This window comes from Kribbella sp. CA-253562 (assembly GCF_050942265.1).
Lineage (GTDB): Bacteria > Actinomycetota > Actinomycetes > Propionibacteriales > Kribbellaceae > Kribbella.
The window spans coordinates 3468585-3487572 of record NZ_CP192049.1 but is presented as its reverse complement, the minus strand read 5'-3'; the positions used below and the strand labels follow the sequence as shown (position 1 = coordinate 3487572).

Annotated in this window: 19 protein-coding genes; 13 read left to right on the top strand and 6 right to left on the bottom strand. The window is 70.6% G+C overall.

What is annotated here, in order from left to right; translation table 11 throughout:
• Positions 1–141: 141 nt before the first annotated feature.
• From ACQPXM_RS16570 to ACQPXM_RS16555, 4 genes are all read left to right on the top strand, one after another.
• On the top strand, positions 142–753 hold the full coding sequence (locus ACQPXM_RS16570) for a DUF4126 domain-containing protein (RefSeq protein ID WP_432949493.1): 612 nt from the start codon (positions 142–144) through the stop codon (positions 751–753).
• Entirely contained in the window at positions 753–2060 is a 1308-nt protein-coding gene (locus ACQPXM_RS16565; RefSeq protein WP_432949491.1) for a phytoene desaturase family protein, read from the top strand. The genes ACQPXM_RS16570 and ACQPXM_RS16565 overlap by 1 nt, the downstream gene beginning before the upstream one ends.
• A gap of 106 nt (positions 2061–2166) precedes the next feature.
• Positions 2167–4386: a HelD family protein gene (locus ACQPXM_RS16560; RefSeq protein WP_432949489.1), complete on the top strand. Its 2220-nt coding sequence runs from the start codon at positions 2167–2169 to the stop codon at positions 4384–4386.
• Positions 4387–4456: 70 nt separating this feature from the next.
• Complete coding sequence (locus tag ACQPXM_RS16555) at positions 4457–5857, top strand: alpha/beta hydrolase (RefSeq protein ID WP_432949487.1); 1401 nt, start codon at positions 4457–4459, stop codon at positions 5855–5857.
• On the opposite strand, the gene ACQPXM_RS16550 is transcribed toward ACQPXM_RS16555, so the two are convergent.
• Both ACQPXM_RS16550 and metF read right to left on the bottom strand, forming a co-directional pair.
• On the bottom strand, positions 5841–6371 hold the full coding sequence (locus tag ACQPXM_RS16550; RefSeq protein WP_432949485.1) for a SixA phosphatase family protein: 531 nt from the start codon (positions 6369–6371) through the stop codon (positions 5841–5843). The two genes, ACQPXM_RS16555 and ACQPXM_RS16550, sit on opposite strands and share 17 nt — an antisense overlap.
• Before the next feature lie 71 nt (positions 6372–6442).
• Positions 6443–7357, bottom strand: coding sequence for a methylenetetrahydrofolate reductase [NAD(P)H] (gene metF / locus ACQPXM_RS16545; protein ID WP_432949483.1), 915 nt, complete (start codon positions 7355–7357; stop codon positions 6443–6445).
• Positions 7358–7413: 56 nt separating this feature from the next.
• Between metF and ACQPXM_RS16540 the strand changes: the two genes are divergently transcribed.
• The gene (locus tag ACQPXM_RS16540; protein WP_432949481.1) at positions 7414–8484 is read left to right on the top strand and encodes a polyprenyl synthetase family protein; all 1071 of its coding nucleotides are present in this window, start codon (positions 7414–7416) and stop codon (positions 8482–8484) included.
• Positions 8485–9442: 958 nt separating this feature from the next.
• Here ACQPXM_RS16540 and ACQPXM_RS16535 read toward each other — a convergent pair.
• Positions 9443–9856 carry a helix-turn-helix domain-containing protein gene (locus ACQPXM_RS16535; RefSeq protein ID WP_432949479.1) on the bottom strand — a complete coding sequence of 138 codons (414 nt, stop codon included), beginning with the start codon at positions 9854–9856 and terminating at the stop codon, positions 9443–9445.
• Positions 9857–9916: 60 nt separating this feature from the next.
• On the opposite strand from ACQPXM_RS16535, the gene ACQPXM_RS16530 reads away from it, so the two are divergent.
• Genes ACQPXM_RS16530 through ACQPXM_RS16520 form a run of 3 tightly spaced genes read left to right on the top strand, consistent with a single transcriptional unit; the run spans position 9917 to position 11862 of the window.
• Positions 9917–10729, top strand: coding sequence for an alpha/beta fold hydrolase (locus tag ACQPXM_RS16530; RefSeq protein WP_432949477.1), 813 nt, complete (start codon positions 9917–9919; stop codon positions 10727–10729).
• Positions 10726–11064 (top strand): DUF4180 domain-containing protein, encoded by a 339-nt coding sequence (locus ACQPXM_RS16525; RefSeq protein ID WP_432949475.1) that lies wholly within the window; start codon positions 10726–10728, stop codon positions 11062–11064. The genes ACQPXM_RS16530 and ACQPXM_RS16525 overlap by 4 nt, the downstream gene beginning before the upstream one ends.
• 9 nt (positions 11065–11073) lie before the next feature.
• Entirely contained in the window at positions 11074–11862 is a 789-nt protein-coding gene (locus ACQPXM_RS16520) for a YqjF family protein (RefSeq protein WP_432949473.1), read from the top strand.
• On the opposite strand, the gene ACQPXM_RS16515 is transcribed toward ACQPXM_RS16520, so the two are convergent.
• The 3 genes from ACQPXM_RS16515 to thiE are packed head-to-tail and all read right to left on the bottom strand — an operon-like array spanning position 11840 to position 13358.
• The gene (locus ACQPXM_RS16515) at positions 11840–12268 is read right to left on the bottom strand and encodes a barstar family protein (RefSeq protein ID WP_432949471.1); all 429 of its coding nucleotides are present in this window, start codon (positions 12266–12268) and stop codon (positions 11840–11842) included. The genes ACQPXM_RS16520 and ACQPXM_RS16515 overlap by 23 nt on opposite strands.
• A complete protein-coding gene (locus tag ACQPXM_RS16510) occupies positions 12265–12702 on the bottom strand; it encodes a ribonuclease domain-containing protein (RefSeq protein ID WP_432949469.1) in 438 nt (145 codons plus the stop codon). Before ACQPXM_RS16510 ends, ACQPXM_RS16515 begins: the two co-directional genes overlap by 4 nt.
• Positions 12699–13358 (bottom strand): thiamine phosphate synthase, encoded by a 660-nt coding sequence (thiE, locus tag ACQPXM_RS16505; RefSeq protein ID WP_432949467.1) that lies wholly within the window; start codon positions 13356–13358, stop codon positions 12699–12701. Before thiE ends, ACQPXM_RS16510 begins: the two co-directional genes overlap by 4 nt.
• 42 nt (positions 13359–13400) lie before the next feature.
• On the opposite strand from thiE, the gene thiO reads away from it, so the two are divergent.
• The 5 genes from thiO to pknB all read left to right on the top strand — a co-directional run bounded on the left by thiO (position 13401) and on the right by pknB (position 18951).
• A complete protein-coding gene (gene thiO, locus ACQPXM_RS16500; protein WP_432949465.1) occupies positions 13401–14597 on the top strand; it encodes a glycine oxidase ThiO in 1197 nt (398 codons plus the stop codon).
• Complete coding sequence (gene thiS, locus ACQPXM_RS16495; protein ID WP_432949463.1) at positions 14594–14806, top strand: sulfur carrier protein ThiS; 213 nt, start codon at positions 14594–14596, stop codon at positions 14804–14806. Before thiO ends, thiS begins: the two co-directional genes overlap by 4 nt.
• A 9-nt stretch (positions 14807–14815) precedes the next feature.
• Entirely contained in the window at positions 14816–15592 is a 777-nt protein-coding gene (locus ACQPXM_RS16490; protein ID WP_432949461.1) for a thiazole synthase, read from the top strand.
• Between the two features lie 217 nt (positions 15593–15809).
• Positions 15810–16826 carry a LysM peptidoglycan-binding domain-containing protein gene (locus ACQPXM_RS16485; RefSeq protein ID WP_432949458.1) on the top strand — a complete coding sequence of 339 codons (1017 nt, stop codon included), beginning with the start codon at positions 15810–15812 and terminating at the stop codon, positions 16824–16826.
• A gap of 127 nt (positions 16827–16953) precedes the next feature.
• Positions 16954–18951: a Stk1 family PASTA domain-containing Ser/Thr kinase gene (gene pknB, locus ACQPXM_RS16480; RefSeq protein WP_432949456.1), complete on the top strand. Its 1998-nt coding sequence runs from the start codon at positions 16954–16956 to the stop codon at positions 18949–18951.
• Positions 18952–18988 lie beyond the last annotated feature (37 nt).

Sequence of the window (18988 nt, the reverse complement as noted above, 5' to 3'; positions counted from 1 at the left end):
TCTCCCTGATCTGGAGTGTGTGGCGGTCACGCGGACCGGCAGCCTGTTCACTCTCGGTCGAGGCGAAGCGGATGTCAACGGTTAACTAAAACTCGCGGCGTCAGGTTCGTTACTGACCGCGATCGAGTTCGGAGCAGCAACATGGAAGCCTTGCCGTTGGCCTTCACGTCCGGCTGGGCGAGCGGGATCAACGCCTACGCGTGCGTTCTGGTGCTCGGCCTGCTGGGCCGCTTCGCCGACGTCGACGACGTACCGGCGGCCCTGACCGGCAACGGCGTGCTGATCGCCGCCGGCGCGCTGTTCGCGATCGAGTTCGTCGCCGACAAGATCCCGTACGTCGACTCCGCCTGGGACACCGTCTCGACGCTGATCCGGCCCACGGTCGGCGCGGTGATCGCCGCGCTGATGGCCGGCGACGCGAGCAACCTGGAGCAGGCCGTGGTCGCCACCACCGGTGGCGTGGTCGCCCTCGTCTCGCACCTGGTGAAGTCGAGCCTGCGGCTGGCGATCAACACCTCGCCCGAGCCGGTCACCAACATCGCCGCCTCCTCCGGCGAGGACGTCGCCGTGCTCAGCGTGATGTCGCTGGCCGTCTTCCACCCGACCGCCGCGCTGATCGTGGCCGCCGTCCTGCTGGTGCTCGGCCTGATCGCCGTCTACCTCGCACTCCGCGCGATCCGGCGCGGCCTCGTCAGGTTCCGCGCCTGGCGGGAACGACGCAGCAATCCAGCGACTGGGAGCACCACCCTCTGATGTCCCGCGTGATCGTCATCGGGGCCGGCCTCGCCGGTCTCGCCACCGCCGTCCGCCTGGCCAAGCTCGGCCACCAGGTCACCGTCTGCGAGGCCGAGGACCGTCTCGGCGGCGCCCTCGGCCGGGTCGAGGCCGACGGCTTCAGCTGGGACGCCGGCGCCGCCAGTACGACGCTGCCGGCCGTCCTGCGCGACCTGTTCCGCAAGTCCGGCCGGCCGATCGAGAGCCTGGTCCAGCTCGACCCCGTCACCACGCCGCGCCGGCACCTGTTCGGCGACGGCTCGGTCCTGGACCTGCCGGTCGGTGACCGTGCGGCGCAGCTCGAAGCCTGGACCGACCTGGCCGGTGAGCAGACCGCTCAGCGCTGGACCAGTCTGGTCGACAGCTACAGCGACACCTGGCAGGTGCTGCGCAAGACCTCGCTGGAGCCGCCGCTGATGGACCGGCTCCCCCTTCCCGCGATCCGCGAGCTGAAGCCCTGGCAGTCCCTGGAGACCGTCGCTGAGCGCCGCCTCGACGACGACCGGGCCCGGGCGGTCCTGCGCTACTACGCCACCCAGCAGGGCTCGGAAGCCCGGCTCACACCCGGGTACGTCGGAGTCTGGTCGTACCTGGAACGCACCTTCGGCCGCTGGACAGTGGCCGGTGGCTTCGGCGCCGTCGCGGACGCTCTGGCCCAGCGCGCGGTCGAGCGCAAGATCGACGTGCGCACCGGCGCCGAGGTGGCGAGCGTGAGCACCCGAGACGGCGTGGTCACCGGCGTCCGGCTGGCCGACGGGACCGAGCTGCCCGCCGACATCGTGGTGAGCGACATCGATCCACGGGTGCTCTACACCCAGCTCGTCGCCGACCCGGCGGCCAAGAAGGCCCGCAAGCAGGTCGAGCGCACACACCAGGCCCAGGCGGCGTACGTCGTCCATCTCGGGCTGCGGGAGCCGTTGCCGGAGCTGCCGTTCGAGACCGTGCTGCACGGGACGCCGACGGTGACCGTGCGGACCGGCGGTCAGGCGCCGGCCGGGCACCAGGCCTGGTCGGTGCTCGTGCACGGCTTCCCCACCGACGACGTCGTCGACCTGCTGGTCGCGCGCGGTCTGCACATCCGGGACAAGGTCGTGTCCCGGCAGACGTCGGCGTCGTGGTGGGCCGGAGTCGCCTGGGAGGGCTACCGGACCGCCCGCCGCCGGGCCGCGAACACCTCGCCGGTCGAGGGCCTGTACTGCGTCGGCGCGGGCGCTCACCCGGGCGGCGGGGTGCCCGCGACGACGCTCGGCGCGGCGATCGTGGCCGACGCGGTCGGCAAAGCCTGAGGGAAAGGGCGGGACCGGCCTGGGGTCGGCCGGAAGCGCGCACTACGATTGATCGTTCATGTGTTCCGTGTCGGGGGAAAGCGCCCCGGCAGTAGAGAGGACCCCGGTGGACCAAACCCCCACGTCACCCGATCCCGAGTCGGTCGAGCGGGCTGAGCTGGAGGCCGAGCAGCAGCATGTCGACCGGGTCTACGACCGGGTCGAAGCGGCCTCCCGGTCGGCGTCCCGGATCGCGGTCGAGGGTCATCAGCGCGCCCAGGCGCAGAACGTCGGCCGGGTGCGCGAAGAGGAGCAGACCGGCCTGTACGAGCGCGACGTCCTGGTGTTCGCGGCCGCCCGGCGGATCGCCGAGCTGGACGCCGAGCACGAGGGCCTGGTGTTCGGCCGGCTCGACTCCGACGGCGGCGACGACGGGCCGCCCGCCGAGCGCGCGGCCGACCTGGAGAAGCTGTACGTCGGCCGGATCGGTGTCCGCGACGCCGAGTACGAGCCGCTGGTGATCGACTGGCGGGCGCCGGCCGCGGAGCCGTTCTACCGCGCGACGTCGACCGACCGGCTGGGCGTCGTCCGCCGGCGGGTGCTGCGCAACAAGGGCGCGAAGATCATCGGCATCGAGGACGACCTGCTGGCTCCCGAGCGGGCGCCGGAGGACCTGCCGGTGATGGGCGAGGGCGCGTTGATGGCGTCGCTGTCGCGGGCCCGCGGGCACACGATGCGCGACATCGTCGCCACCATCCAGGCCGAGCAGGACCAGGCGATCCGGGCTCCTGCCCGCGGTGTCACCGTGATCGGCGGCGGGCCGGGCACCGGCAAGACCGTCGTCGCGCTGCACCGCGCGGCGTACCTGCTCTACAGCGACCGTCGCCGGTTCGAGCGCGGCGGGGTGCTCGTGGTCGGTCCGTCGGCCGCGTTCATGGCCTACATCGAGCGGGTGCTGCCGAGCCTGGGCGAGAACACCGTCTCCCTGCGCGCGGTCGGCGAGCTGGTCGACGGCGTCCTCGCGACCGCGATCGACGAGGCCGACGTGGCCGCGATCAAGGGCTCGCTGCGGATGACCGGCCTGCTGTCCCGAGCGGCCCGCGACCGGGTCCCGGAGGCGCCGACCACGCTGCGCGTCTTCGTCGGCGGCGGCACGGTCGAGCTGGACGCGAACCAGCTCGACAACGTCCGCCGCAACGCCCTGCGCCGGACCCCGCGGAACCGCGCCGCCGCCGAAGCGCGCAAGGGACTCGTCGCGGCGCTGTGGAGCCGGTTCCCCGAGGACCTGCGCAACGGCGTGTACGCCGACCGCGAGTCGTTCGGCGACCAGGTCACCGACCTCCCGGCGTTCCGGAGCTTCTTCGCCGCCTGGTGGCCGGTGCTGACGCCGCTGACCGTGCTGCGCTGGCTCGGCGATGCGCGCCGCCTCACGCGCTGGGCGCGGCACGATCTGACCCCGGCCGAGATCGAGACGCTCGCGGCGGGGATCCGCGGCACCGACGAGATCACGGTCGCCGACGTCGCGCTGCTGGACGAGCTGACCCACCTGCTCGGCCGGGCGCCGGTCCCCGAAGCGGGCAAGGACGAGGAGTTCGACTGGCTGGAAGGCCTGTCGGACGGCGTGAACGAGGTGCTCACCACGTCGGAGCGCCGGGCCCGCGCGGCCGCGGCGGCCGAGGCCGACGAGCCCGAGGAGTACGCGCACGTGCTCGTCGACGAGGCGCAGGACCTGTCCCCGATGCAGTGGCGGATGGTCACCCGGCGCGGTCCGCAGGCGAGCTGGACGATCGTCGGCGACCCGGCGCAGAGCTCCTGGCCGGACCCGGACGAGGCCCGGACCGCGATGGAGACGATGCTGTCGCACCTGCAGCGGCACACGTTCCGGCTGTCCACCAACTACCGGAACTCGGCCGAGATCTACGCGTTCGCCGGTGAGGTGATCCGGCAACAGATCCCGGACGCCGACCTGCCGGACGCGGTCCGCCGGACCGGGGTCGGGCCGGAGCACCGGATCTTCGACGCGGCCAAGGTCGCCGAGGCCTCGGCCGACGCGGCCGCCGAGCTGCTCGGCCTGGTCGAGGGCACGGTCGGCGTGATCGTGCCGCCGAAGCTGCGGCCGGCTGTCGACGCGGTGCTTGCCGAGCTCAACGATCCCCGGATCGCCACCCTCACCCCGCTGGAGTCGAAGGGACTCGAGTACGACGCGGTGGTGGTGGTGGAGCCGGACCGGATCGTCAGCGATACGCTCGGGGGCGTCCGCGCGTTGTACGTCGTCCTGACCCGTGCCACCCAGCGGATGATCACCATCAACAGCACGACTCACTGGTTGCCCGCCCGCGCCTCCTGACCGGAAGGTAGTTGGGCGTTTGAAGAACGGCGTCGTACGCGGTGTGGCGATTCTGGCCACCGTCGCGTCTGTGACCGCAGTGGTCGCCGGGCAGTCCGGCCCGGCGACCGCGTCCACGCTGAAGTGGGGCGCCTGCCCCGACGGCGTGCCGCAGGAAGTTGCCTGCAGCACCTTGCAGGTTCCGCTGGATTACTCCGACCCCAATGGCCGGCAGATCACGCTGACGGTGTCGGGCATCGGCAGCCTGAGCGCCAAGCACTTCCTGCTGGTCAATCCGGGCGGTCCTGGTGCATCCGGACTCGGCACGGAGCAGATGGTGTCCGCTGGTCTGCCGCAAGCTGTCGCCGACCAGTACGCGGTGTTCAGCTTCGACCCGCGCGGCGTGGGCCTGAGCAGCCCGGTCGACTGTGGCGACCTGTCGGGCCTGACTCCGCATCCCGCGCTGCCTTACCGCGCAGCGAACAAGGCGCAGGAGGCGCAGCGGATCTCACTGGCCAAGCAGGTCGCCGCGCGCTGCGGTGCGAAGGCGAAGGACCTGCTGCCGCACATCACCACCGAGAACGCCGCCCGGGACATGGACCGGATCAGGATCGCTCTGGGCCGGGACAAGATCGACTACCTCGGGTATTCGTACGGCAGCAAGCTCGGCGCCACCTACGCGACGCTGTTCCCGTCGCACACCGGGCGGATGATTCTCGACAGCGTCGTCGATCCGTCGGTCAGCACCTACCGGACGGCGTACGAGCAGAACCCGGCGCTGCAGCATCGGGCCCAGCAGCTGTTCTCCTGGACGGCTGCGCGCGACAGCACGTACCACCTCGGGCGTACTCGGTCGACGGTCGAGACTGCTTGGCGCGACGTGCACCGGAAGCTGGCGGCGAAGCCCGCGGGCGGCCGGGCCGGAGGGGCGGAGCTGGACGACCTGCTCGCGTCGAGCATGTACATCGACGTCACGTGGGGCGATCTGATGCGGGCGGTCTCGGACTATCGCAAGGGTGATCCGAGCACTCTGCTCGCCGCGACCGACCAGCTCGCGTCGCAGTCGGTCGACACCGGGCAACTGGCGTACAACTGCATGGACCCGGGCTGGCCGCGCAACTGGCGTCAGTGGCACCACGACACCGTCGCGTCCAACGCCTCCGCGCCACTCTTCGCCTGGCTGAACACCTGGTACGGCGCGCCCTGCGCGTTCTGGCCGGTCGGTCCGGCGCGCGACGTACGGATCGGGTCGGCCGACGTACCGCCGATCCTGCTGCTGCAGGGCAAGGACGACGCGGCGACGCCGGTGATCGGGGCGGTGCGGATGCGCCAGGCGCTGAAGGGTTCGCGGCTGCTGATCGACGGCGGGGGCAACCACGCGTCGTACCTGTTCGAGAAGAACCCGTGCATTGATCGGCGGGCCGAGAAGTACCTGCTCACCGGGGAGCTTCCGCCCGATGGGTTGTGCCCGGCGCCTACCCCCGAGGGATGACGTAGTCGACGAGGTCGCAGTCGTCGGGGGCGAGGTCGGACCAGCGGACGGTGTGGTGCAGGACGGTGAGTCCGCTGGTCGGGTACTTGCGGGTCAGCTCGACCCGCTCGGGGCTGGTGCCGTCGAGCGCGAGCTGGTCGGCCAGCCACGGGATGCCCGGCGCGTGGCCGACCAGGATCACCGTGCGCGCCTCCGGCGGAGCCTCCCGGACGACGTCGAGCAGGCCGTCGGTGTCGGCGTTGTAGATCCGCCGGTCGAACCAGAGGTCCGCGGTGATCGCACCGGCCTCGGCGGCGTACTCCCACGTCTCCTGGGTGCGGATCGACGGCGAGCACAACACCAGGTCGGCTTCGATGCCCTCGGCAACCAAGTACCGCCCGACCGCCGCCGCGTCGGCCCGGCCCCGCTCGGAAAGTGGCCGATCGAGATCGGCCATCGACTCCGGCGGCACCGCCTTCGCGTGCCGCAGCAGCACCAGCGTGCGATCGATCACCAGGTCACTCGGGTCAGCCATCTGCAAACCCTAGCGGCAGGATGCCGGTGGCCCCACCCGAGCCGCACCGGCGCCGTCCTCGGCGCCCCGCGTCAGACCGTCGTGCCCTGCAGGTTCAGGTAGACCTGGCGGGTCGCGGTGGAGCGGTTGAGGGTGATGAAGTGGATGCCGGGCGCACCACCGGTGAGCAGCTTGTCGCACAGTTCGCTGGCGATCTCGATGCCGACCTCGCGGACCGCCGCCGGGTCCTCCTCGACCGCGTGCAGGCGGTCGGTAACGGCGGTCGGGAGCGCCATGCCGGTCAGCTCGGCCATCCGGTGGATCTGCTTGATGTTCGTCACCGGCATGATGCCCGGCAGGATCGGGATCTCGCAGCCCAGCGCGGCGGCGCGGTCGACCAGCTGGAAGTAGTCGTCGGCGCCGAAGAACATCTGCGTGATCGCATAGTCGGCACCGGCCTGGGCCTTCGCGGCCAGCACCCGGGCGTCGAAGTCGAGGTCGGCCGCCTCCGGGTGCTTGTCCGGGAACGCCGCCACCCCGACGCAGAAGTCGCCCAGGGACTTGACCAGCTCGACCAGCTCGATCGCGTGGTTCAGCCCCTCGGGGTGCGCGACCCACGGCTGGCGCGGCCCGCCCGGCGGGTCACCGCGCAGCGCGAGCACGTTGCGGATCCCGGCTCCGGCGTACGCGCCGACGACCGACCGGAGCTCGTCGCGCGAGTGCGCCACGGCGGTCAGGTGGCCGAGCGGGGTGAGCGAGGTGTCCTGCGCGACCCGCTCGGTGACCCGGATCGTGCCGTCACGGGTGGTGCCGCCGGCGCCGTACGTGATCGAGACGAAGGTGGGACGCAGCTGCTCGATCTCGCGGATCGACCGCCACAGCACCTCCTCGGCCTCCGGGGTCTTGGGTGGGAAGAACTCGAAGGAGAACGAGGGGTCGCCGGTCGCGAGCAGTTCACGGATCGTCGGCGTGCTGCCGGGAAGCGTCGAAGGGAAACCGTTGACCATCCCGTCAGCCTACCGGGGCATGGGCTCGTGGGAGGCGACCGACTACCCTCCGAGACGTGCATGCCGACGCAGACATCCCCACCGAGATCCAGCGCACGCTGACCGAGTTCCTCGACGTCCAGGAGCAGCGGCTGGCCGAGATCGGCCCCGAGCTGGCCGAGCAGGTCCAGGCCGCCCGCGACGCGACCAGCGGGGGCAAGCGCCTGCGCCCCTCCTTCTGCTACTGGGGTTTCCGGGCCGCCGGTGGCGATCCGGAGCGGCCGATCCTGTCCGCCGCCGCGAGCCTGGAGATGCTGCACGTCAGCGCCCTGGTGCACGACGACGTGATGGACTCCTCCGACACCCGTCGCGGAGCACCGTCGGCGCACAAGCGGTTCGAAGCGCTGCAGCGGGCCCGGACCGAGCTCACCGGCGCCGGGGGCGACCCGGTCGGCTTCGGGATCGGCGCGGCGATCCTGCTCGGCGACCTGTGCCTGATCTGGGCCGACGAGATGCTGCACACGTCGGGCTTCGACGCGGCGGCGCTCGCGCGGGCGTCCAAGTTCTTCGACGCGGTCCGGGTCGAGGTGACCGCCGGGCAGTACCTGGACCTGGTCGCGCAAGCCAGCGGCGAGTCGGACATGGACCTCGCCTTGCGAGTACTGCGGTACAAGGCGGCGACGTACACGGTCGAGCGCCCACTGCACGTCGGCGCGGCGCTCGGCGGAGCGGACCAGCACCTGATCGACTCGCTGTCGGCGTACGGGCTGCCGCTGGGCGAGGCGTTCCAGCTGCGGGACGACTTGCTGGGGGTGTTCGGCGACCCGACAGTGACGGGCAAGCCGGCCGGTGACGATCTGCGCGAGGGCAAGCGCACGGTGCTGATCGCGCACGCGGTCGACCACGCGTCGCCGGTGCAGCTGGCTGAGTTCGAGCGCCTGTTCGGCCGGCCGGACCTGGACGACGACGAGATCCAGCTGCTCCGCGAGATCCTGCAGGACAGCCGCTCGGTGCAGGCCTGTGAGGACCTGATCAGCGAACGCACCGCCGAGGCGATGCAGGCCCTCGACCGCTCCCCCATCCAAGACGAGCCGTCCCGCAAGGCCCTCGCCGACCTCGCGATCGCGGCGACTTCCCGGCACCTCTGAGCTCCCCCGCTCGCGCCTGACCCGCGCTCGGCTTCCGCTCACCTCGATTCCCCGCTCACCTCATACCCCCTCACCCCATCACCCCCTCACCCGCTCGCCTCATTCCCCTCACCCCATCCCACGCTCGCCTAACCCCGCACGCGTCAGCCCGCACTCGCGCCACCCCGGACTCGGATCACCTTGCGGTCACGGCCCGCAGCACTCGCACCCCGGCCTCGGGTGACCTCCCGCTCACGGTCCGCCGCACTCGCGTCACCCGCGCACGCCAACCCCCGCTCGCCTCACCCCGCGCTCGCGGCACCCCGCGGCCAATCACCCTCCGCTCCCGGTCCCACTCTCGCCACCCTGGCTCCGGCCGCCGCCGACATTTGCACGGTTAACCCTCGGATGTGGGGGTTCCAGTGCGGGATGCCGCCATCGGACCCACCAATCGATGGGTTGACCCGTCAAATGGGACGGAAGGGCAGGGCGAGGGGCGGGACGCTGCGGCTGCGGCTGGAGGAGGACGCTGCGGCTACGACTGGAGCAGGATGCTGCGGCTGGGCCAGGGGCGGGACGTCGGCCTGCAGCAGGACGCTGCGGCTGGGACCGGCGCTGGCGCGGAGGCGGACGCTGCGGTTACGGCTGCGGCTGCGGTAGGACGCTGCGGCTGAGCGCCGGGGGACGCTGCCGTTAATGCTGCGGCTGGACGCTGCAGCTGGGACCGGCCGGTGCGGGTGCGGATAATCGGATCCCTCCCGGCGGAGATCCATCCGCGCCTGGCGCGAACGTGAGATCTCGGCGGTGGCGGCGTCCTCCGCGGGTCCGCCAGCCGTCGGCGCTCGGTGGCAAGGGCGCAGTTCGGGCCGTCGCGAGTCGGCCGGTCGCGAATCGGCCGGTCGCGAATCGGCCGGTCGCGAATCGGCCGGTCGCGAATCGGCCGGTCGCGAGTCGGCCGGTTGCGAGTCGGGGCTCGGGGTCAGGTTTCGACGATTGTTTGGATCAGCCGGAGCAGGTCGGCGGTGACGTCGAGGGCGCCGAGCACGATGACCGTGAGTACGCCGCGGCTCTCGTCGTAGGCGAGCTCGACGCGTAGCCGGCCCAGTCCGCCCTGGTTGATCGAGGCGGTCACGTAGGTGCTGATCCGGTCGGCGGCCGGGCGGTCCACGCCGTCGATCCGGACGACGCTCGATACCTCAGCGTGCCGCTGGTCCGCGACCGAGCCTGGCGCGGGGGTGCCGGTGAACTCCTCCAGGTCTTCGCGGGAGATCCGGTACTGCTTGCCGATCCGGGTCGCCTTGAGCCGGCCGTCGCGCACGTAGTTCCGGATCGTTCGGACGTGCAGGCCCAGTTGCTCCGCGACCTGCTCGACCGAGTACAGCTCCTGACGCATCTGATTCCTTAGAATTCCCTATAGAGTCCGGAATAGGGACTTATAGAGTAGTTTACGGATATGACGTACCGATCTTCCACCGGCCAGTCCATCGTGCACGCCCGCTACCGCGAGCTGCTCGCTGACTGGCCGGTGCCCAGCGACCAACGCCTGGTCGACACGCGCCAGGGCCCGACCTTCGTGGTGTCGAGCGGCCCGGCCGACGCGCCGCCGCTGATCCTGCTGCACGGCTCCGCCGGTACGACGATCGACTGGTCGTACGACGTCCCGACGTGGAGCCGGCACTTCCGCGTGCACGCGATCGACGGAATCAGCGAGCCGGGGCTGAGCGCCTCGCCGCGGCCGGAGATCGGTTCCCCGGCGTACGCCGAATGGCTGGACGACGTACTCGAGGCCCTGGAGGTCGACCGGTTCTCGATCGTGGGTTTGTCGCTGGGCGCCTGGTTCGCCCTGGACTACGCGACGCGGCGGCCGGGTCGCGTGCGGCGGATGGCCTTGCTGTCACCGGCCGGGTTCAGCCGGCAGAAGGTGCTGCCGCTGCTGCCCGCGCTGGCCGTTCGGCCGTTCGGTGCGTGGGGTGTGCGGAAGGCCGTGTCGATGGTGATCGGTCCGCTGCCCGCAGGCCTCGAATGGCAGCACCTGAGTTTCGGCCTGCTGGTCAACCAGCACTTCGAGCCCCGTCGCGTCCGGCTGCCGATCTTCACCGACGAGCAATTGGCGAAGCTGGACCTGCTGGCGATCGTCGGGAGCAAGGACCGGATGCTCGACTCGGCCGAGACCGCGCGGCGACTGCCGGGACGGTCGGTGGTGATCGACGGAGGCGGGCATCTGCTGCCGCCGCAGACCGAGCGGGTGCTGGAGTTCCTGCGATGAGCGTGTACGTCAACGAGAAACCGCTGAGCCAGGTGCAGGACGCGATCGATCTGATCGGCGACGCGTCGTACTGGCATCAGGCTGCGTGGGTCGCCGTGCGGATCGAGGATCTGCCGGCCGGTTTCTTCGATCTGAGCAGCGGGGTGGCCGGGGACATCGTGCAGAAGTTCGCGCAGTACGGGATGGGTCTTGCGGTGATCGGCAACGTTTCGGCGTACGAGGCGGGCAGTACGCCGTTCCGCGACTGGGTGCGGGAGAGCAACCGCGGGTGGCAGCTGTGGTTCGTCGCCGACGTGGAGGCGCTGGAGCGGAAGCGACAGGAGACCGGGCGCTAGATTGCGCAGATGGGACAACCAGTCACGCCGAATGCGCCGCCGCTCCCCCGGCCGCGCGTCCTGCGGCAGTCCTGGCTGGATCTCACCTTCGTGCACTGGGCGGTCGATCCAGCATCGATCGCCCACTTCTATCCGGCGGGCATCCGGCCCGACACTTTCGCGGGTCGCGCGTACGTCGGTCTGATTCCGTTCCGCATGGTCGCCACCGGCTTCGCCCGCGGACCGGCGCTGCTCGGCGACTTCCTGGAAACCAACATCCGCCTCTACTCGGTCGACGCGTCCGGCCGGCGTGGGGTGTTCTTCCTGAGTCTCGACACCGACCGGCTGGATGTCGTCGCCGTCGCTCGCACGATCTTCGGCCTGCCCTACCGGTGGGCGAGCATGCAGTACGACGTGGAGGCGGATGTCCACACCTACACGACAAGATCGCTCCGGCGAGTTGTCGGCCGGGCGGAAGACCCGGACGAGGCGGTCGCGAACCGAGCAGCAGAACCAGCCGACCCGGTCGCAAGCCGGATCGCGGTCCGCGTCGGCGAGCCCCTCGAGGCCGGACCGCTCGAGCACTTCCTCACCGCTCGCTGGGGCCTGCACGTCCGCCGGGCAAGCCGCACCTGGTACCTGCCGAACGAACATCCGGTCTGGCCCCTACGCTCCGCCGAGCTGCTCGACCTCCAGGCGACCCGCCTCCTGGCCTCGGTCGGACTACCCGACCTGACCACCAGGCCGCCCGATCACGTCGCCCACAGCCCGGGCGTACGGTCGTACTTCGGGCTGCCTAGAGGATCGGCAAGTCACTGACCAGCTGAGGAATGTCGGCCGCCTCGCGGAGCAGCACCCGAAGCTGCCCCGCCTCCAAGGTGTCCTCGCTGAAGATCTGCAGTGCGACGTCGACCGTGTCGTGGTCGTGGTCGAGCAGTTCGCGCCAGCCGTCCCACAGCACGATCTCGGGCTCGCCGGTCGACCGATCACCCAACGAGTCCGCCAGGGCGTCCCAGTTCCGTCCGAACCAGCGCGGCAGGTCGAAGGCGGTCGCGCAGACGTCCAGAAACCCGGCCTTGTCCAGTACGCCGGTGGTGTCGAGCCGCACGAACCCCCAGCCGGCCGCGATCACGCGCGACCCCACCTGCTCGGCGGTCAGGTCCGAGCGCCAGCGGTAGACCCCGGGGCGTAGTCCGGCGTCCAGCAGTGCGCGCAGCTCAGTCATCCGTCGGTCCCCCCGTCCGCCGCGATCCGGCGGAACGACTTGTAGTGATCGTCGGTGTAATAACGCTCGCCGCCCTTCCCGGTCACGATCCGGCGGGCGCCGCGGTCCTTCTCGCCGGGTGTCTTCACGGTGTACTCGCGGTAGTAGCCGCGATCCTGCTTGGGCAGGATCTTCTCGAAGTTGCCGAAGACGACACCGTCGCGGCTGTACGGGTACGGTCCGCCCTGGTCGATCAGCGTCAGCGTCTGCCGCGCCTCCTTCGGCAGGTCGTCGACCGCCACGAACGGCAACCCGCTGACGGGATCCTTCGACGGTTCGCCCGACGCCGTACCGCCCGCGGGGCCGCAGCCGAACAGCGAGGCCGCCAGCGTGATCACCAGCATCGCCACGACGACGGCCGCGACGATCCGAGCGGCCTTCGGGTTGTTGATCATCCGGCGCCACGCAACCGCCGCGCGAACTCCCCGGCGGCCGCGGCCGGGTCGTCGGCCTCCGTGATCGCCCGGACGACGACCACGCGGCTCGCGCCGGCCTCGATCACCTGGTCGAGCCGTTCGAGGTCGATCCCGCCGATTGCGAACCACGGCTTGGCCTGCTGGCGGCTAGCGGCGTACGAGACGAGTTCCAGGCCGGCCGCGGTCCGGCCGGGCTTGGTCGGGGTCTCCCAGGTCGGCCCGACGCAGAAGTAGTCCGAGCCGACCTCGGCGACCGCGGCGTTCACCTGGCTGAAGGTGTGCGTGGACCGGCCGACGATCACCTCCGGGCCGGTGATCGCCCGGGCGTGCCGCACCGGCAGGTCACGCTGGCCGAGGTGCAGGACGTCGGCACCAGCGGCGTACGCGAGGTCGGCGCGATCGTTCACGGCGAGCAGCTTGCCGTGCCGCTTGCAGGCGTCGGCGAAGATCTCGAGCGCGGCGAGTTCGTCGGCCGCCTCCATCTCCTTCTGCCGGAGCTGGACGATGTCGACGCCACCGCCGAGCGCGGCGTCGAGGAACTGTTCGAGGTCTCCCTGCTCTTGCCTGGCGTCGGTGCACAGGTAGAGCCGGGCGGCGTCGAGTCGGTCGCGGAGTGGCGCGGTGTGCTCAGTCACAAGCCCAAGCCTGCCATGTGTATACCGAAGTACTGTTGGCCCATGACGGAGTCCAGGTCCGAAGTCGTGGTGGTGGGCGGCGGACTGATCGGGTTGTCGATCGCTTGGCGGTTGGCTGCAGACGGTATCCAGGTGACGGTATGTGATCCGACACCCGGCAACCGGACCTCGTCGGTCGCGGCCGGCATGCTCGCCCCCGTCACCGAGGTCGAGTACGGCGAGGACGCGTTGCTCGCGCTCAATCTGGCCGGCAACGCCGCCTGGCCGTCGTTCGCGGAGGAGCTCGAAGCGCTCACCGGGCTCTCGGCCGGGCTGCACCGAACCGGCACCCTCTCCGTCGCGTACGACGCCGACGACGCGGCCGCGATCCGCCGCCTCGCGGAGTACCAGCGTCGCCTCGGTCTCGAGGTCGAGGAACTCACCGGCCGCGAAACCCGCAAACGCGAACCCCTGCTCGCCGCCGGCGTGGCGGCCGGCGTCTGGGTGCCCGGCGACCACTCCGTCGACAACCGCCGAACCGTCGCCGCCCTGCTGCGCGCGGTCGAGCTGTCAGGCGTCACGCTGATCCGCCGTTCGGTCAGCCGGATCATGGTCGAGAGCATGAAGGCGGTCGGCGTCGAGCTGGACAACGGCGACACGATCCGCGCCGAGCAGTTGGTCGCCGCGGCCGGTCCGTGGACCGCACAGCTCAACGGCATCCCCGACGAGCTTCGCCCGCCCGTCCGGCCGCTGAAGGGCGAGATCCTCCGGCTGCGCGTCCCGGAGGCGTACCGGCCCGTTCTGCACCACACGGTACGAGCGACCGCGCGCGGCTTCTCGGTCTACCTCGTTCCCCGGCCCGGCGGTGAGCTGGTGGTCGGCGCGACGACCTCGGAGCTCGGCTACGACACCAGAGTCCTGGCCGGCGGGGTGTTCACGCTCTTGCGGGACGCACGGATGGTCCTGCCGATCACCGACGAACTGGAGCTGGTCGAGAGCATCGCCGGGCTTCGGCCCGCGACGCCGGACAACGCGCCCGTCCTGGGTGCGTCAGGGCTCGACGGGCTGCTCTGGGCGACCGGCCACTACCGCAACGGCGTACTGCTGACGCCGATCACGGCGCAGGTCGTCGCCGAGACCGTTCGGACCGGCGTACTGCCGACGCTGGCGGAGCCGTTCCTGGCGAGCCGGTTCGCGCGGTCTCACGGGGACGACCGGGCGGGCAACGGCGCCGCGAAAGTGCCTAAGGTGATGGGGTGAGTGAGGTCATGAACGTGCTGGTGAACGGCGCCGCCGAGCAGATCGACGCCGGGACGACCGTCGCCGACGTGGTGCAGCGGTGGGCCCGCAGCCCGATCGGGGTCGCGGTGGCAGTCAACGAAGCGGTGGTGACCCGGGCCGAGTGGCCGGGGACGGCGCTGGCCGAGGGCGACCGGGTGGAGATCCTCACCGCGGTCCAGGGCGGTTGAGGAGAAGACATGAGTGACGACACCCTGGTGATCGCCGGACGCGAACTGACGTCCCGGCTGGTGATGGGCACCGGTGGAGCGCCCAGCCTCGAAGTGCTGGAAGAGGCGTTGATCGCGTCCGGCACCCAGCTGACCACCGTCGCGCTGCGACGGCTCGACCCGAATCAGCAGGGCTCGGTGCTCGACATCCTGCGCAAACACGACATCGCCGTACTGCCCAACACCGCAGGGTGTTTCACTGCGGGTGAGGCGGTGCTCACTGCGCGTTTGGCACGCGAGGCGTTGGAGACCGATCTGGTGAAGCTGGAGGTCGTTGCCGACGACCACACTCTGCTGCCCGACCCGGTCGAGCTGCTGGACGCCGCGGAAACCCTTGCCGCCGACGGGTTTCAGGTGCTCGCCTACACCAACGACGACCCGATCTTGGCGCGCCGGCTGGAGCAGGTGGGCTGTGCGGCGGTGATGCCGCTCGGATCGCCGATCGGTTCGGGGCTCGGCATTCGCAACCCGCACAACATCAGCATGATCGTCGAGGCCGCCAAGGTCCCCGTCGTGCTCGACGCGGGCATCGGTACGGCGTCCGACGCGGCCCTGGCGATGGAGCTCGGATGTGACGCTGTGCTACTGGCGACAGCCGTCACCCGAGCCGAACGACCGGCCCTGATGGCCGCCGCCATGCGCGACGCGGTGACCGCTGGACGCAACGCTCTGCTGGCCGGGCGAATCCCCCGGCGCTACCACGCGGCGCAGGCCTCGTCGCCGCTCGAGGGCCGCGCCGAGCTGTAGTTCGCGCGTCTCCCATCGATGCCATCGGCACCTGTTGCCGATGGCATCGGTCGTACCGCAAACCCCTTGTGGGCGCGTCGATTGTGAACCACATCCATGTAGTTCAGGCGTCAACTGTAAACATTGGGTAACAGCCGTAACCTGCGCCCCGTCGGTCCCTGTTGTCACATCAGCATCACCACTTACGGTCAAGGGACGTTGACACGGGGAGATGGATATGACGAACACGAGCGCCACGGCGCCTGAGCCCGAGCACAACGTCCGATCCGAGCCGCGGAACCGGCGGCGTACCGTCGTCAAGATCCTCACCGGCCTGGCGGTCCCGCTGATCGCCGCCGGGGTGATCACCGCCGGTTCGCCCGGCTTCGGGCAGTACAAGGTCAAGCAGGGCGACACGCTGAGTCACATCGCCGCCCGGTACGGGACCACGGTCAAGACGCTGGTCGCACTGAACGACCTGCCCGGCAACGGCAACGCGATCTACGCCGGCGAGGTCCTCCAGTTGCCCGGCGGGCCGAAGAAAGCACCACCACGCACCACCGCCGCCGGACGCGGCCGGATCAGCTACGTCGTGAAGTCCGGCGACACGATCGGCGGGATCGCCCGGCGGTACCACGTCAGCCAGGCCTACCTGCTGTCGGTGAACGGGATGAAGCGCAGCGACCGGATCTACGTCGGCAAACCGATCCTGGTGCCGGTTCCGGTGCCGAAGGCAACCGCGAAGCCCGGCAAGAAGAAGAACAACACCTTCAACGGGCGGATCTACGCCGACGACGTGGTCGATGCCGCCGACAAGAACCGCGCCACGCTGAAGAACCGCAAACTGCCCAGCCGCGGCCAGATCCGCTCGATGATCATCGCGACCTCGCAGCGCTACGGCGTCGATCCCGAGCTGGCCCTGGCGATCTCCTGGCAGGAGTCGGGCTGGAAGCAGCGGGTGGTGTCGCCGGCGAACGCGATCGGCGCGATGCAGGTGATCCCGTCCACCGGGCGGTACGCCTCGGCGATCGTCGGCCGCAAGCTCGACCTGCTGAAACCGCAGGACAACATCACCGCGGGCGTGGTCCTGCTGGACCGGTTGACCGGCGCGGCCAAGCTCGACATCGCGGTCGCCGGGTACTACCAGGGCCTGGGCGGCGTACGGCGTAACGGGATGTATCCCGACACCAAGCAGTACGTGAAGAGCGTGCTGCAGATCAAGACCCGCCTCGAGAGCGGGTGGAACCCGGCCTGATTTCCGGTGCCGGAGCAGAGGCTCCGGAGCGTGACCGTCACTGGTCCCGGCGCGGCGGTAAAGCTGCGCCGGGACTGCTTATTTACACTCTCATTGCAGACTGGCTTCGAGAGGCGGCTCACCGCACGTGACGGACGACGTAGACACCCAGGTCGGCGACCGCCTGGTCGGGCGGGTGCTCGACGGGCGGTACCGCGTGGGTGCGCGCGTCGCCAAGGGCGGGATGGCGACCGTCTACGAGGCGCTCGACATGCGGCTGGACCGGGTCGTCGCGCTCAAGGTGATGCATCTGGGCATGGGCGACGACGCCGAGTTCGGCCGCCGGTTCGTCGCCGAGGCGCGGGCCGCCGCGAAGCTGTCGCACCCGAACGTGGTCGCCGTGTTCGACCAGGGCGAGGACGACGGCACGCTGTTCCTGGCGATGGAGTACGTGCCCGGCCGGACGCTGCGCGACGTCGTCCGGGAGCAGGCGCCGCTGTCGCCGGCTCGCGCGCTCGACCTGCTGATGCCGGTGCTGTCCGCGCTCTCGGCCGCCCACGACGCCGGCATCGTGCACCGCGACATCAAGCCCGAGAACGTGCTGATCTCGCACGACGGCACGGTCAAGGTCGCCGACTTCGGCCTGGCCCGCGCGGTCACGACGACCGGTCAGACCGCGACGCAGGGTCTGCTGATGGGCACGGTTTCCTACCTCGCGCCCGAGCTCGTCACCGACGGCAGCGCCGACGCGCGGTCCGACGTGTACTCGGCCGGCATCCTGCTGTACGAACTGCTGACCGGCAGCAAGCCGCACACCGGCGAGACGCCGATCCAGGTCGCGTACGCGCACGTGCACGCCGACGTCCCGGCGCCGTCGTTGCTCGAGCCGAGCATCCCGCCGTACGTCGACGCGCTGGTCCAGCGGGCCACGGCGCGCGATCGCGATCTGCGCCCGGCCGACGCCCGGGTCATGAGCCGCCAGCTTCGCCGGGTTCGCAGCGCGCTGGAGGAAGGGCTGCCGGACGATCCGGAGCTGACCGGCGACCTGACCGTGCCGCTGCAGGCGGTCCGCGAGGACTCCGGGTACGACGACGGCTACACGCGCGGCAACGGGTACGTCGAGCACCGCCGCGACGGCTACCCGCCGTACGAGGAACCGCGGTCCAACGGCTATCACCCGCCGGGACGGCCGAACGAGACGATCGTCGTGCCGTTCGAGCGCGGCGCGGCACCCGCCACCCGGGTCGCGCCGGTGCCGGCGCGCAGGGGTCGTGGGCTGATCGCGCTGATCGCCGTACTGGCTCTTGCGATCGGTGTCGGCGCGGCCGGCTGGTACTACGGGATCCATCGCTACACCTCGACCCCGGTCCTGCTGAACCTGACCGCCACCGACGCGTCGGCCAAGGCGGGCGAGCTCGGCCTCACCACGAAGCTGGCGAACCAAGACTTCTCCGAAACCGTCCCGCGCGGTCAGGTGATGGGCACCAGCCCGTCTCCCGGCGAGCGGATCCGCAAGGAGGGCGAGATCGCTCTCACCGTCTCCAAGGGTCCCGAACGCTATCGGGTTCCGCAGCTGAAGGGCCTGGAAGAGGAGGCCGCGCGGCGCGCGCTGGAGTCGATCAAGCTGGTCACCGGCCGGGTCAGCAACAGCTACAACGAGACCGTGCCGGCCGGGCGGGTGATCACGTTCACGCCGAAATTCGACACGGTGATGAAGCCTGGCAACACGGTCAACCTGTGGATCAGTCTCGGCCGCCGTCCGATCAGCGTGCCGGACATGACCGGCAAGCCCGTCAGCGACGCCAGCCGCGCGCTGCGCAAGGCCGGCTTCGTGGTCGAGCGCACCAACGAGTACGACGCGAAGGTCCCGGCCGGCTCGGTCGTGTCCCAGACGCCGAACAACGGCACCCTGTTCGCCAAGGACAAGGTCAAGCTCGTCGTCTCCAAGGGCCCGCCGCTGGTCGAGGTCCCCAACGTGCGCCGCAAGGGCCTGGCCGACGCCCAGAAGATCCTCACTGAGGCCGGCTTCAAGGTGAAGGTCGAGCAGGCCCCGTTCCACCTCGGGCTCAACCTGGTCGCCGGTCAGAACCCGGCCGCGGGCAAGCAGGCCCAGCCGGGCACGACCGTCATCGTCACGATCGTCTGACACTCAGCCGTCGGCGCCGCGATCGTCCCGGCTACAT